Genomic DNA, 13,178 nt, shown 5'->3' on the forward strand with positions numbered 1-13,178 from the left:
TAGGGTTAAAACGTGCGTAACCGAACCATGCTTCATCCATGTGAATACGGCTAGAGCTTTCGCCTAGTAGCGATTCAGTCACTTCAGAGTGGTAACATAAACCGTCGTAAGTACAGTTGGTTACAACTGCATAGCCAGCTTTTTTCTCATCAGCGTTGAAAGGAATGCCAGCATTTTTAGCTTTAAGTGCAATGCCTTCTTTGCTCATTTGAACTTGGCTGATTGGACCGATAATACCGTAACAGTTACGGCTAGGTACCATGTAGATAGGGCGTGCACCTGTTAAGATCAGACCTTGCTCGATTGATTTGTGACAGTTACGGTCACAAATAGCGATGTCGTCATCTTTCAAACATGCTTGCATGATTGTACGGTTTGAACCAGAAGTACCTACGATACCAGAGTAAGATTGGTGAGCACCAAATACTTTAGCTGCTTCAACTTCTGAATCTTTGAATGCGCCGCTGTGGTCAAGTAGAGAACCTAGTGCTGCACGTTCGATACCCATATCGGTACGGAATAGATTTTCGCCGAAGAATTCGAAGAATTGGTTACCAGCAGGGGTCTTAGTAAAACCGATACCACCTTGGTGACCAGGCGCAGACCATGAGTACTCATGGATGTCGTTGTAGTGCATCATCGCTTTCATGAAAGGCGGTAACACTTGTGAGCGGTAACGACGCATAGCAGCAACGATACGGCCTGCAACGAAGTCAGCAGTATCTTCTAGTACTGAGTAACACTCATCAACACGTTCCATTAACTGGCGGTTGTTAAGAATAGAAGTACGTGCGCGTTCTGCTAGTAGAAATACTGGCACTTCAGGTTGACGTGCTTGTAGTGCTGCTAACAAATCAACTTCTTCGTGAGAGTTAACGATTTGCTCTTCAGTTTTTTCTAGTGCTAATACAAGACTATCGATTTGAGATGCCATGATAACTGCACGTGCATCTTCGTAAGAAGTTGCTGTAACGATTTCGATAGTGCGGCTTTCTAATTCAGCGATTAATGACTTAGTTGCACGATCTGCAAAGCTATTTGGAGTAATGTTTTGGTGCTCAATAACGAGAGCACGCATTTTATTTGTACTATTATTGTTGTTCATAATAACGCCTGAATAAAATAACTGATGGCAGATGTGTTTTACCGCAACATAATTTATATGAAGTAATTAAACGTCTTGCCTAATATTTTTAGAAGGGAATAAATAATACTGCTATTAATGTCTATATTAATTTTCAGTATATTTATTATTTATTCCCATTTCCTTTCTAGCTGGTTATTAATAAATTTCTTTATTATCGAATTTATTAAATCTTTAATTAGTTAGATTCTAGTGGTTTTACATCACGAGCAGCGATGAATCCATAGAAGATGTAACCGAATAGCATCAAGATGGTACCGCCGAACACAGCTGTTGCACCACAAGCGTACACACCGTAAATACTGTAGATAACGGCTAATGTACCCACAACAGCGCCTAGGCGGTATTGTTTTGGTGTAACTTTGTTCTTGCGAAGTAGTACTTCCAAACCTGTCATAGATAGGATGTAAGGTACCATGTTAATAAATACGGCTAGGTTCAATAGTGCGTTGAACTGGCTGATCAAGTTTGGAGAAATAGTCATCACAGCAAGAATCAATTCAGCAACTAGCATGATAAGCATACCGGCAATTGGTGCACCTGCTTTGTTAGTCTTAGCGAAGATTTTAGGGAATAGACCTTCTTCTGCCGCTGATTTAGATACTTGAGCGTTAGTGAACTGCCAGCCTAATAGTGAACCGATACATGCGATAACCGCTGCTAGTGTAACAATGTTACCTACTGTTGGGTTAAACATGTGGCTGAATACTAAGCCAAATGGTGCAGTAGATGCTGCTAGTTCTGCGTTAGGAATAATACCTTGGATAACACCAGTAGACGCGATGTAGATAACAGCTGCGAAACCTGTACCAAATAGTACTGCTAGAGGTACGTTACGCTCTGGGTTTTCAACTGCATCAGAGTTAGCACCAGCAGATTCAATACCTAGGAATGCCCATAGAGTTAGTGCGATACCTGAAGATACAGAGTGCATTGTTGTGTCATGGTGTGGGTTCCATGCGCTCATGAATGTTTGTGGATCGAACCACCACCAACCGATAACAGATAGACCAAGTACAGGTAGAATAATACCCCAAACAGTGAATGCTGAGATTTGACCTGTGATCTTAGGACCACCAAAGTTAGCAACCATAGTAATGATAAGAATTGCACATACACCGAAGAAAGTGTGTACTGGCGTATCTAACCAAGGCATGAATGGCTTAATGTAACCAACAGCTGATACGGCAATTGCTACACAACTAATTACTAGACATACATAGTATGTGTAAGAAGAGATAAAGAAAGATGATTTGCCGTGTGCTTCTTCTGCGTAAGCTGACATACCGCCTGAACGTTTACAAAAAGCACCACATTTAGCGAACGTGTAAGCAATACACATTGCACCTAATGCTGTAACCACCCAAGACAACATTGAAATTGCACCAACTTGAGCCAAGCTCGCTGGTAGCATAATAATACCGGAACCCATCATGTTAACTGCAACAAGTACAGTTAAGCCGACAAGGCCCATTTTTTTAGTGCCAGTATCTGATGACATATATTCACCTATGATTAGAAGGTAATAACTACAAATAAATAAGTTAGTAGTTATTGTTATATTTAATAAGACCCAATCCATGGTGAATTCATTAATAACGTTTAGGTTATTGTTTATTATTTTTTAGTAGGGGGAACAAACTAAAAAATAACTCAGATATAAACCTTGGTTATTAAGACTTATATATGAGAGTGAACTCTTCATCCCTTCGATGGAGCGTATAATGCGACTGTTTTGGTAAAAAAAAAACGTTAATTTCGGAATGAAACGTTCCATTTTTAGTGTTAAAAATGACAAACAGTATCGTTATTCGATCAGTAACTATCGTGAATAATGCCAGCTTGTAAGTTGTTGTTGTAAGGTGTTTTTTTAAAATAACAATGAATAACAATAGGTTGAAAATCCCACACAGTGAGATTTATCATACAAAAAGGGCTGGGAAAGTGAATAATTAAAATATAGTTATTCACTTTTTGTGCGGTTAAATGCCATTTATGTGGCGTTTATTTTTTTCTTATTCAGGGTTAATTTTTATTTAATAACCGTAAAAAGTACTTTTTTAGTAAGAAATCGGCGTCATTTCGAGAGGTATAGTAAAAACTTAAATGATACGTTCAGGATTCATTAATAATAAATGGAATATTAATAATATTTTTAATCGTTTTTTGTAATAAAAGACCGTCATTATTTTTAATAATAATACTCATTGATTTATTATGCCTTTAAATCATGATTTAGGTGTTGGCGGTAGATAAATGAAGCGTAAATTCGGTTTTACTCTTATAGAACTAGTCATAGTTATTGTTATCTTAGGTATTTTAGCTGTTGTTGCGGTACCCAAATATCTGCAAATACAATCCGATGCTCGTAAGGCTGATCTCCATCAGCTAGCCGGTACGTTGCAATCAACATCTGCAACCGTAAACGCCAAAGCGATGATTAACGGGAAAGAAACAGCCTTAGTAAGTACCGTTGATGGTATATCGATAGCGAATGGTTATCCCACAGCAACGAAGAGCGGTATTGTTCAAGCGCTAGCCTCACCGAATACTTGGTATCATTATCCTATTGATATGAAAAAACTCGCGTTAGGCGATCATTTTTGGAGTGGCTGGGCTGGCAGCAAGCTGCAACTGAATATGGGGATGATGGTTTTTTCATTAAAAGATCTATCTGGACTTTCACAAAAGCAGATTTTAGATACTCATTGTTATGTCATGTACGTTGATTTAGCAGAGGGAGCGAAAGCGTCTAGTAATACCGCTCCCATTCCTGAGAGTAGTGATAAATCGGCATCAGGCTGGCGAAATAAACTGTATCAGTTCCATAAGAAAATTTGGCAGGAAGGGATTTGCCCTTATGTACTAACGCCCTTTCATTTAGAGAGTTATTTTAATATCTGCCATCAAGCAACAGATAATAAAGCTCATAATAATAATGAGCCTAATTTGTTAAATGCTCCGATGATTACAGTTGTTGATGACAAATGCTGAGACACTATCTATCACTATCAAAGAAAAAGGCGCTAAATTAGCGCCTTTTGGGTGTTGTTTAAGAAGAAATAATACTTAAGCTGGAGTCACGCGAGAAGTGCCATCGTCTGAGATGTTAATTTGAACACGCTCACCGGCGTGGAACATGACGTTTGGATTAACTTGCTGCACGATAGAGACGGTACGGCCACTGTTTAACTTAATGGTTAAGTTAACACCATTACGTTTTGTGACTTGCTCACCCGCTTCATTACCTAAATAACCGCCGAGTAATGCACCACCAATGGTTGCAATTTCAGAGCCTGTACCACCACCTACGCCAGAGCCTAAAATACCACCAATGGCACCGCCTGCAAGTGTACCAATGCCATTACCGTTACCATTTAATGTTACCGCTTGGGTGCGAACCACAGTACCGTAATATACTTCTTGCATCTGGCGTGCATCATTAACATTGTAAGCATTACCATAAGGATTGGCTGCACAGCCTGCGAGACCTAACGTTGATAAAATCACGGTTAAGGCAAGTATCTTTGTTTTCATGTTGTTTCTTCAATAAAAATACAGTGTTTAAATATTGGGTGTAATTTGAGCTCATTCGATGAGAAAAGAAAGCACGAAAACTCATTTTACTAAAACAGTAAATATAAGGTATTGAATCTGTTAATACGTCTTCTTATGTCCACTTTTATCAGCATGAAAAGTATCAATAAATGCCGCGAAGTATTGGTGTAACTGTGCTGCTTCTGTTGTGAATTGAAGTTGAGTAAGTAGCGCTATCCCCACTTCACAGGTACATAAATTACCGTCTTGTTGATTACGTCGTAAGGCGTAGTTTGATGCCTGTTGTGGCGTTAAAGCTAAACGCGGCAAGTCACTAAGCCAAGGGCTTTTACGTACCATTTTTTTCGCTTCTTGCCAGGTGGCATCAAGAATAATAAACAGGGGAATGGGTTGGTCAGGTTGGGCTTGAGGTAGCTCGATACTCGGATGTTGTTCATCGCTTGGGAAAACCAGATAAGCTTGGTAGCAAGGATCACGCAGTTGCGCTAGCAAGTGTGCTGGCGGCTCGGTACGTTGCCATACATCAACGCGGCAATGGGGCAAACTATTTACTAGCAACTTACCCGTGTTGGTATCTTTATTAAGCTCTCGAGGGTGAGTTAATAACACAAAGTGTGCGGGGCACTGAAGGTGTGGCTCAAGGCTGCAAATACAATTGTGCTGAAAGCCACAGCGAGGGCATGACATGGTTATTTCTCCTAACCTCAAATACCCTTGCAGTGTGGCATAAATCGGTGTCTTAAGTCACGATTGTGATAATGGTGTTTAGTCTTGTTTTGTCAGCACTAAACCATCATTGCCGATGTGATACTTCTGACCATTGACGGTTTCTTCTGTTGCGCTGAGCTGTTTCTTATTAGGATCAAAAGTATAAATACGTTCGCTATTGAGCCCATGATGTGAGGTCATTTTTACTTGTAGCTGAGTGTCACTGATCGCTTGCCAATTTCCGTTTTCTTTTAGGCTTGGATCACCATTGGTATATTGATATGTCGTTGTTGCAGAGTGATCGCTTTTAAGGCTCAGTAGAGTCGTTAATCCCATTTCTGGCTGACTTTGATACTCACCCACCCAAGTACTATTACTGTCATCGCCACCAAAGCTACTTGGTAACCAGCTTGCACAACCGGTTAGTGTGGATGCAGCAAAGATAAGGGCGAGGGGTAACCGTGAAACTGTCATTTTATTCTCTCTATGGTAGGCTCAAATTCATGAGGAAGTTGGCAGTAATGGTAGAACAATATGGCCTATTGGTTATTTAAAACCGAACCAGATACATTTTCTATAGACACCCTAAAATCACAAAAAGTTTCACCTTGGGAAGGCGTCCGTAATTATCAGGCACGTAATATGTTACGTGATGAGGTGAAATTAGGCGATCAAGTCTTCATTTATCATTCATCGTGTAAAGATGTCGGTGTGGTAGGGATCGCTACGGTGGTGAAAGCCTCGTATCCCGATCACTTCCAGTTTGATCCCGAAAGCCCGTATTTTGACCTGAAATCAGATCCAGAGAATCCGCGCTGGTTTATGGTTGATATTGAGTACCAACGTCACTTACGGTTAGTTAGCTTAAAACGTATGAAAGCCAATCCAGCCTTGGCTGAAATGCCACTGGTAAAAAAAGGCAGTCGTTTAAGTGTGATGCCAGTTACTGACGCGCAATGGCAGGAAATTTTAACCATGACAGGGCAGTTCTAAGCTGCTTTTCAAGGAAAAAAGAAAAAGGCTGTGTTTAACAGCCTTTCTATTGGATTTATTATGCGTGATTAAGGAGATGCTTTTCTAAGTAGTGCGCTACCGCTTCATCAGCACTCGAACCAATAACTTCATTATCTGGCAGTGCTTGTTTCACTTTGTCATGAGAGGTGCCCATGATTAAGCCTTTACCTGCCATTGATAGCATTTCAACATCATTCATTCCATCACCAAAGGCAATACAATCATCTAATGTCAGCTCTAGTGCTTTGGCTACAGCGGCTAAGGCATCACCTTTAGATACGCCAGCATCCATCACTTCTAAGCACCAAGGTGTGGAAAACGCGATATTCGCTTTGTCTTTAAACTCTTGATTAAATGCTTGCTCCCACTTCACCATTTTCTCATGGTCAAGATCGTCGCGGGTAAAGAAAACTTTCAATACGTTATCTGTCGGCGGGTTCTCAACATCAAATAACTGGTAGTTAAAACTATCGTGGAAATCACGCAGTGCTTCATTTTCATGATTGAGTAGCCAATGGTCGCCTTGGTACAAGTGAATGTGTAAATCAGGATCGTGCTTTGCTAGTGCAATAACGCCGCGGATCACTTCAGGGCTTAAACTTTGTTGAAACACAAGATTACCGTCGGCATCATGTACACTGGCGCCATTTGATGTGATCATGTAAGCAGGAATATCCAGTTCTTCGCGCATTCCAGCAACATCTATATGATGGCGACCTGTTGCAAATACAAAATGTTTATCGTGTTGATAAAGACGTTGTAAGACTTCTTGAGTATATGGGGCGATCTTATGCTCAGGAGTAAGCAGAGTGCCATCTAGATCTGAAGCAACAATTTTAAACATGTGAACTCTCGATAGTAAAACGGGCGGTAATGGTATGTAGCATGCCAATGAGAGATTAATTCTAGAACAAGTCAATGAGGAAAAAAGAGGCTAAAGTAGGATAATTAGACTTCCGCTTTTCGATTACTTGATAAAAACGAAAGTCTGTTAGTGAAGATTAAGCAAAATGCGCTAAGAGTGCAGTGATCGCTTGATTACGGAGTGGATCACTTTCAAATAGGATCTCATGGCGAGAACCTTCAATAATCTGAAAATCACAGTGCCCTGAGCCTTGGTTTAGCTGTTGATGAAATTGCTGCTGACAGACGTTATCAACAATTTTATCTTCACTACCTTGAAGTAGAAGAACAGGAATCGTGATGGTATTGGCCTGTTGAATGGCTCGACGTGCCGCTTTAATACTTTCCCATACCCAGTGATTACTTGCGCCACCAATACGTAATTCAGGGCGGACATCATAAAGATCGCGAAACCATTGGTAACGTGCTTGGCTGTGGGTGAGTAAGTTACCATCGAACGGTTTGGCGTAATAGGGCTTTTGACCAATAGCGTAGTGAGGTTGACGACGAAATAATTCGGTGATGCCGATCAAGGCTTCGGCAAAGGGCTTTAAGTGAGGTTTAACATAGATACCATGCATCGGTGCACTAAGTACGGCGCGGTCAAAAAGAGTGGGATAACGAGCAAGTGCTAAACTGGTGATTGCCCCTCCCATTGAATGACCAAGGATGAAGTGCTGTTTATAACCTTGTGGTTTGACGATGTTTTGCATAAAAAGATGCAAGTCTTCAATATAGTCATCAAAGTCTTCGACATACCCCAATTCATGATCGGCGACTAAGCGTTCAGACACGCCCTGACCACGATGGTCGAAGGAATAAACATGGTAGCCTTGTTTGACTAAATCATAGAACAGCTCTTGGTATTTCCAATAGGTTTCTACTCGCCCATTAACCACTATAATGACTTTATCACTGCGCTTTGGGGTTAAACTGACCCATCCTAATTCACATTGTTTAACACCAGTGAATTTTCCTTCGTGACGTTGTTGCCACATTTCACTTACCGCACTCGTCATTGTGTGGTTGAAATGTTCTTCTTGAGAAAAGGGGGGAAAAGTCGAAGGTTGACAAGTCATTAAAGCGCGTCCGAAATTTATCTGTTTGAAAGCATCACAGCAAATTATGGCGTGGCGATTACTGTGGATTAGTCAAAAAATGTATACTTGGTACAGTATACCTTATTTATCTAAGACAGAATAAGTGTATCCATATTGCTTTATTTGTTCTATTCAGGTTATAAACGCATTTTATAAATGTCATAAAAATTTCACTGAGATCACATGAGTATTGATGTTTGGTTAGCATATTTGCTCGCTGCAGTTATCTTTAGTTTTGCACCTGGCTCTGGTACCGTAAATTCAATCAGTAATGGGATGGTTTATGGCTGGCGTAAGTCATTAGCCTCTATTATCGGCTTGCAGTGTGGTATGGCAGCACACATCATTCTTGTTGGCGTAGGGCTAGGAACGATAGTCGCCGGCTCTGAGTTGGCTTTTACCATTATTAAGTGGCTAGGTGCGGTGTACTTAGTGTGGCTCGGGATCCAAAAGTGGCGTGAGAAGTCAGCATTAGCCTTAGATGAGCGTGATAGCTCCGTATCGGCTGCCACATTGTTTAAACGAGCAGTGTTTGTCAATTTAACCAATCCCAAAACGATTGTGTTCTTAGTTGCGTTATTTCCTCAGTTTATCAATCCAGTAGAACCTCAATTACCGCAGTTATTGGTACTTGGTATCACGACATTAGTCGTCGATGGTTGTGTAATGTTATTTTATGTACTGTTAGCGTCACGCTTTACCCGCTATATCCGTTCAACAACGGTGATGTCTCGTTTAAACCGTTTATTCGGATCTATGTTTATCGGATGTGGTGCTTTACTTGCTTTGGCTCGCGCGTAAATTTTGATGATAGATAAAGGAAAGGTTTGATGTATTCCTATGTTGCTCGTCAGCCAATCTTTAATCGTAAGCAACAAACGATTGGCTATGAATTATTATTTCGTGACGGAGAAAGTAATGCTTTTCCGAATATCGATGCAAGTGAAGCGACATCTCGCTTAGTCATGGAAAATTACATGGCGATTGGTGACAACCGCTCATACAAAGGTCAGAGAAACTTTATTAATTTTCCTGAGCATTGTTTGATTGAATTGATGCCATTATTACTGCCTAAAGATAAGGTTATTATTGAAATCCTTGAAAGTTGTCGTCCAAGTGATGAACTTTTACAGGCAGTTAAACATCTTCATCAAAAAGGCTATCTCTTTGCGCTTGATGATTTTGATTGTAACCCGGAATGGCAGCGTTTCCTGCCGTACATATCAGTTATTAAATTAGATTTATTGGCGTTAGGTATCGATCAAGCTTGCCAATATGTAAAAGATAACCAGCACCTAAAAACTAAGTTTTTAGCAGAAAAAGTCGAAACCTATGAGGATTATGCGCAAGCACTAGCTGTGGGATTCCATTTATTCCAAGGTTATTTTTTCAGTAAACCTGAAGTGCTAAAAAGCCGTAAAGTGGCACCATCAGAGCTCACAACGGTACAGCTACTGCATGAAATCTCCCATGATCCGGTGGATTTTTCTCGTATCGAAACCATTATTAGCCGTGACGTATCTCTGTCTTATTTATTGCTCCGTTACGTTAATACCGTGACCAAGCGCTTACGCTCACCGATCAGCTCATTTCGCCAAGCTTTAGTGTATTTAGGTGAAGATAACTTACGCTTATTTATTGGTGTTGTGGCTACCGCGCATGCTGCGCTTGATAAGCCAAAAGAGCTTTATGCCTTATCGTTATTACGCGCAAAAATGTGTGAGTTACTAGTGACAAAAGGCGGCATTGTGCTTCGCTCAGAACAAGCCTTTTTAGCTGGGATGTTCTCGTTACTGGATGCTTTGCTTGATAATTCACTAGAGAGCTTACTGGATATGATCCAGCTTCAACCTGAAATTAAATCCGCACTTTTACAACGTAATGGGCGATTGGGCTTAGTGTTGGATGTGGTTGATGCGTTTAGTACAGCAGATTGGACACGGGTACAGATTTGTTGTCAGGTGCTGGGGATAAAAGAAGAAGTGGTGCACGAAAGTTATTTGTCTGCGGTTGAGTGGGCAGATAAATGTACCGCGGTGAATTTAAAGCGATAAAAAATGGGGGCTATGTAGTCTCGCCCCCGAATAGGAATCGTAATATTGTAGTTGGAGAGTCGAAGGGAGCAGCGCCGTTGATACAATGCTGCAAGCGCATAATATGGCCCGACTAAATCCATATCTGCTTGTTTATCTGTTTTCTATTGGCGGTATGCGTTTAACATCCATAGCAGTTTTTCTTGCTCACGAATGTAATCACCCATCAATGCTGCCGTACCTTCATCATCAGCATCACCTGCTTGCGCTAAAATTTGACGTTCTAAACGTAGCAAGACACTAAAGCCATTCACTAAGCCTTCAACACAGTCTTTACCTTGCGTTGCATTGTGATGTTCTTTGATATCACTCGCGGCGAGGTAACTGCTGAAGCTATGATCTGGCGTATGACCAAGGGTTAAAATACGCTCCGCAAGTTCATCGATTTTTAGCTGAAGATCGGTGTAGATCTCTTCAAACTTCACATGAAGTTCAAAAAACTCTTGTCCTTTAATATTCCAGTGATAGCCACGGGTATTCATGTATAACACTTGGTAATCAGCTAATAATTTATTGAGGTCTGTAGCCAGAGCTTGCGCCTTTTGGGTATCGAGACCGATTAAATTCATTTCGCTAGTCATGCTACTTTCCTCACTTATTCGATAAATTGGCTAAAAGGTGCTTACCTCTCAGAAGATGTGTTCAGTATAGGATTAATCTCATGATAGGTATAACTGTTAGGTTCTATTGTACCAATAGGTGGTAGCTATCTTTATTGGCTGGATAAGAGAAAGCCACCAGATGTGATTCGGTAAACATCGAGTGGCTTTCTAAAGATATTTATTACTATTTACGCGGCGATTAAATCACCGTGGCAGTTTTCACCATAACAAGGGGTGATGCCACAAATACGGTTACCAGCGGCTTTACCCATCGCATAGCCTTGTTCTAGCTTATCGAGATTACGGGTTAAACGTCCAACTTGAAAATCGTTATTGGGCGCAATGACTGTGATTTTACAATCTTTCGGAGGGTGATTTATAAAATCGAGCGCGGCGTTATAGCGTTGAGCACGTTTGATCACCGAGTCTGCAAATGCAGGATGATCGTGGAACATGGATTTGATCAACCATGGCACCTTGGTTTCGGCTTTGTGGAAGCCTAAAGGTTTAGACAGTACTACTGTGATATCACGGGCCCCGCGACGGTAAGCTTCGATAACAGGGATGGAATCTGCTACGCCGCCATCACTCATTGCAATGCCATTAATAGTAAGGTTATGGCGATAAGCAATAGGTAAGGCGCAGGTCGCTTCCATCACGGGGGTCACGTTATAACGAGTGACTTCAATGTACTCGGCTTCGCCAGTTTCTAGATTTGTTGTGGTGGCAAATAAAGGAATCTGACGCTGCTCATATTTGTGTAAGTTGAGTGGAAGATGACGGGTACTGGTTCGCCATAGCCAATCAATATCAGTGAGATGTCCACCATGAGTAAATCGTGAAAAGTTAATAAACTCAGGATCACGGGAATATTCGGTAATGATTTTATGACTGCGGCCATAGTTACCACACAGATAACCAATGAGGTTGGTTGCTCCAGCTGACACCCCAATCGCAAAATCAAAGTCAACATAGTTGTTATCGAGAAAGGCATCTAGTACGCCACTCGCAAAAATACCGCGCATTGCACCGCCTTCAACAACCAGTGCTCGTGAATTTTCTGCTGTGTTCATACCAAACTACCCATAACTAGAATTAAGTGACCAATGTCACAAGAATAAAGCTCGCTGGGCTATAGTGACAGTCGGTTTTTCTTATCAGTGTGATAGGAAAAACTTAACCTTTTTCTGCTTGGGTGGTGGTAACACTTTGGCTCAAGACTTTAATACATTCAGAAAGGGCTGGGTTTAAGGTTTTACTGGCGGGATAGCATAGCCCTAAACGGCGGAACATCCTTGGGCCTTCGAGTGGTACGGTCACCAGTTGGTTGGCACTTTCTAGCACTCCTGTAGGCAAAAATGAAATGCCAAGACCTGCTTGAACCAAGTGCATAACTTGAGTTTTATGCTCAGCTTTTGCGACGAGATTAACGGATAGACCGTCACAGGCGAGCAAGCTAATAGTCTGCTGATGGGCTTCACAAGGTGGGCACTCAATAAAATCATGCTGATGCAGTTGCTCAGGCGAGACCAACGGTAAGTTTGCCAACGGGTGATCAGGTAACATGCAAAGCACGTAATCTTCATCCCATAGCGGTAAGAAGATCTCATCTTCTGCTTTGAACATATCGAGAGTTAAGCGGGCATCAGCAGTTTTCTCGTGATCAACCAGTTCGAGCGATAGATTGGCAATATTGTGGTGTAAGGTTGCAAAGACTTTCGCCAGTTGGCTTTGGCTCAAATCAGGAAAATTTGCCAAGGTTAATGGTAAGCGCTCGGTGCGTTGCTGGAATAGTTGCGGTAGGGTATTCACATCATTAAGCAAACGGATTGCTAAGGGATATAAGTAGTGAGCTTCATCGGTGACATCAACCCCTTTTTTATGACGTAAGAACAGCACAGTATTCAGCTCTTGCTCTAGTTGTTTAATACCGTTGGAAATCGACGGTTGAGAAACAAAGCAGCGCTCTGCGGCAAGGGTGATGTTTTTTTCTTCATAAACCGCAATGAAAAAGCGTAGTAGTCGTAAATCCATCGTAAGTTACCTGAATATGATG

At 41.3% G+C, this 13,178-nt stretch carries 14 protein-coding genes; 4 read left to right on the forward strand and 10 right to left on the reverse strand.

Annotated elements, in window-relative coordinates; genetic code table 11:
• Together CTN01_RS10535 and potE are read right to left on the reverse strand one after the other, a co-directional pair.
• Positions 1-1,105, reverse strand: a 1,105-nt coding sequence (locus tag CTN01_RS10535) for an Orn/Lys/Arg decarboxylase N-terminal domain-containing protein (protein WP_282957570.1), incomplete at its 3' end; no start/stop codon positions are given.
• A gap of 217 nt (positions 1,106-1,322) precedes the next feature.
• Entirely contained in the window at positions 1,323-2,645 is a 1,323-nt protein-coding gene (potE, locus tag CTN01_RS10540; RefSeq protein WP_045084687.1) for a putrescine-ornithine antiporter, read from the reverse strand.
• Between the two features lie 755 nt (positions 2,646-3,400).
• Here potE and CTN01_RS23105 point away from each other — a divergent pair.
• Entirely contained in the window at positions 3,401-4,138 is a 738-nt protein-coding gene (locus CTN01_RS23105; protein ID WP_045150582.1) for a type II secretion system protein, read from the forward strand.
• A gap of 75 nt (positions 4,139-4,213) precedes the next feature.
• Here the strand turns inward: CTN01_RS23105 and CTN01_RS10550 are convergent, their stop codons facing one another.
• The 3 genes from CTN01_RS10550 to CTN01_RS10560 all read right to left on the reverse strand — a co-directional run bounded on the left by CTN01_RS10550 (position 4,214) and on the right by CTN01_RS10560 (position 5,884).
• Positions 4,214-4,681 (reverse strand): outer membrane lipoprotein, encoded by a 468-nt coding sequence (locus tag CTN01_RS10550; protein WP_045084689.1) that lies wholly within the window; start codon positions 4,679-4,681, stop codon positions 4,214-4,216.
• 120 nt (positions 4,682-4,801) lie between these two features.
• The gene (locus CTN01_RS10555) at positions 4,802-5,389 is read right to left on the reverse strand and encodes a tRNA-uridine aminocarboxypropyltransferase (RefSeq protein WP_045150581.1); all 588 of its coding nucleotides are present in this window, start codon (positions 5,387-5,389) and stop codon (positions 4,802-4,804) included.
• Between the two features lie 78 nt (positions 5,390-5,467).
• The gene (locus CTN01_RS10560; protein WP_045150580.1) at positions 5,468-5,884 is read right to left on the reverse strand and encodes a hypothetical protein; all 417 of its coding nucleotides are present in this window, start codon (positions 5,882-5,884) and stop codon (positions 5,468-5,470) included.
• Between the two features lie 60 nt (positions 5,885-5,944).
• On the opposite strand from CTN01_RS10560, the gene CTN01_RS10565 reads away from it, so the two are divergent.
• Positions 5,945-6,403, forward strand: coding sequence for an EVE domain-containing protein (locus CTN01_RS10565; RefSeq protein ID WP_045150579.1), 459 nt, complete (start codon positions 5,945-5,947; stop codon positions 6,401-6,403).
• 58 nt (positions 6,404-6,461) lie between these two features.
• On the opposite strand, the gene CTN01_RS10570 is transcribed toward CTN01_RS10565, so the two are convergent.
• Both CTN01_RS10570 and CTN01_RS10575 read right to left on the reverse strand, forming a co-directional pair.
• A complete protein-coding gene (locus CTN01_RS10570; RefSeq protein WP_045084693.1) occupies positions 6,462-7,268 on the reverse strand; it encodes a Cof-type HAD-IIB family hydrolase in 807 nt (268 codons plus the stop codon).
• A gap of 157 nt (positions 7,269-7,425) precedes the next feature.
• On the reverse strand, positions 7,426-8,346 hold the full coding sequence (locus CTN01_RS10575) for an alpha/beta fold hydrolase (RefSeq protein ID WP_052666740.1): 921 nt from the start codon (positions 8,344-8,346) through the stop codon (positions 7,426-7,428).
• A 264-nt stretch (positions 8,347-8,610) separates the two neighbouring features.
• Between CTN01_RS10575 and rhtB the strand changes: the two genes are divergently transcribed.
• Positions 8,611-9,228, forward strand: coding sequence for a homoserine/homoserine lactone efflux protein (rhtB, locus tag CTN01_RS10580; protein ID WP_005372087.1), 618 nt, complete (start codon positions 8,611-8,613; stop codon positions 9,226-9,228).
• 29 nt (positions 9,229-9,257) lie between these two features.
• Entirely contained in the window at positions 9,258-10,481 is a 1,224-nt protein-coding gene (locus CTN01_RS10585) for an EAL and HDOD domain-containing protein (RefSeq protein ID WP_045150577.1), read from the forward strand.
• A 143-nt stretch (positions 10,482-10,624) separates the two neighbouring features.
• Here the strand turns inward: CTN01_RS10585 and CTN01_RS10590 are convergent, their stop codons facing one another.
• The 3 genes from CTN01_RS10590 to CTN01_RS10600 form a co-directional block, all read right to left on the reverse strand.
• Entirely contained in the window at positions 10,625-11,101 is a 477-nt protein-coding gene (locus CTN01_RS10590; protein ID WP_045129324.1) for a Dps family protein, read from the reverse strand.
• A 209-nt stretch (positions 11,102-11,310) separates the two neighbouring features.
• Entirely contained in the window at positions 11,311-12,195 is an 885-nt protein-coding gene (locus CTN01_RS10595; RefSeq protein ID WP_045150576.1) for a patatin-like phospholipase family protein, read from the reverse strand.
• Between the two features lie 103 nt (positions 12,196-12,298).
• Positions 12,299-13,156, reverse strand: a complete 858-nt coding sequence (locus tag CTN01_RS10600) for a LysR family transcriptional regulator (protein ID WP_045150575.1) — start codon at positions 13,154-13,156, stop codon at positions 12,299-12,301.
• Between the last annotated feature and the right edge of the window lie 22 nt (positions 13,157-13,178).

Origin of the sequence: Photobacterium angustum, from assembly GCF_003026365.1 — a bacterium.
GTDB lineage: Bacteria > Pseudomonadota > Gammaproteobacteria > Enterobacterales > Vibrionaceae > Photobacterium > Photobacterium angustum.

Excerpts from the sequence above, each read along its gene's own strand:
- CTN01_RS10595 (WP_045150576.1), bottom strand. The coding sequence starts at position 12,195 with ATGAACACAGCAGAAAATTCACGAGCACTGGTTGTTGAAGGCGGTGCA.
- CTN01_RS23105 (WP_045150582.1), top strand. The coding sequence starts at position 3,401 with ATGAAGCGTAAATTCGGTTTTACTCTTATAGAACTAGTCATAGTTATT.
- CTN01_RS10550 (WP_045084689.1), bottom strand. The coding sequence starts at position 4,681 with ATGAAAACAAAGATACTTGCCTTAACCGTGATTTTATCAACGTTAGGT.
- CTN01_RS10570 (WP_045084693.1), bottom strand. The coding sequence starts at position 7,268 with ATGTTTAAAATTGTTGCTTCAGATCTAGATGGCACTCTGCTTACTCCT.
- CTN01_RS10600 (WP_045150575.1), bottom strand. The coding sequence starts at position 13,156 with ATGGATTTACGACTACTACGCTTTTTCATTGCGGTTTATGAAGAAAAA.
- CTN01_RS10560 (WP_045150580.1), bottom strand. The coding sequence starts at position 5,884 with ATGACAGTTTCACGGTTACCCCTCGCCCTTATCTTTGCTGCATCCACA.
- CTN01_RS10590 (WP_045129324.1), bottom strand. The coding sequence starts at position 11,101 with ATGACTAGCGAAATGAATTTAATCGGTCTCGATACCCAAAAGGCGCAA.
- potE (WP_045084687.1), bottom strand. The coding sequence starts at position 2,645 with ATGTCATCAGATACTGGCACTAAAAAAATGGGCCTTGTCGGCTTAACT.
- CTN01_RS10555 (WP_045150581.1), bottom strand. The coding sequence starts at position 5,389 with ATGTCATGCCCTCGCTGTGGCTTTCAGCACAATTGTATTTGCAGCCTT.
- CTN01_RS10585 (WP_045150577.1), top strand. The coding sequence starts at position 9,258 with ATGTATTCCTATGTTGCTCGTCAGCCAATCTTTAATCGTAAGCAACAA.
- CTN01_RS10575 (WP_052666740.1), bottom strand. The coding sequence starts at position 8,346 with ATGACGAGTGCGGTAAGTGAAATGTGGCAACAACGTCACGAAGGAAAA.
- rhtB (WP_005372087.1), top strand. The coding sequence starts at position 8,611 with ATGAGTATTGATGTTTGGTTAGCATATTTGCTCGCTGCAGTTATCTTT.
- CTN01_RS10565 (WP_045150579.1), top strand. The coding sequence starts at position 5,945 with ATGGCCTATTGGTTATTTAAAACCGAACCAGATACATTTTCTATAGAC.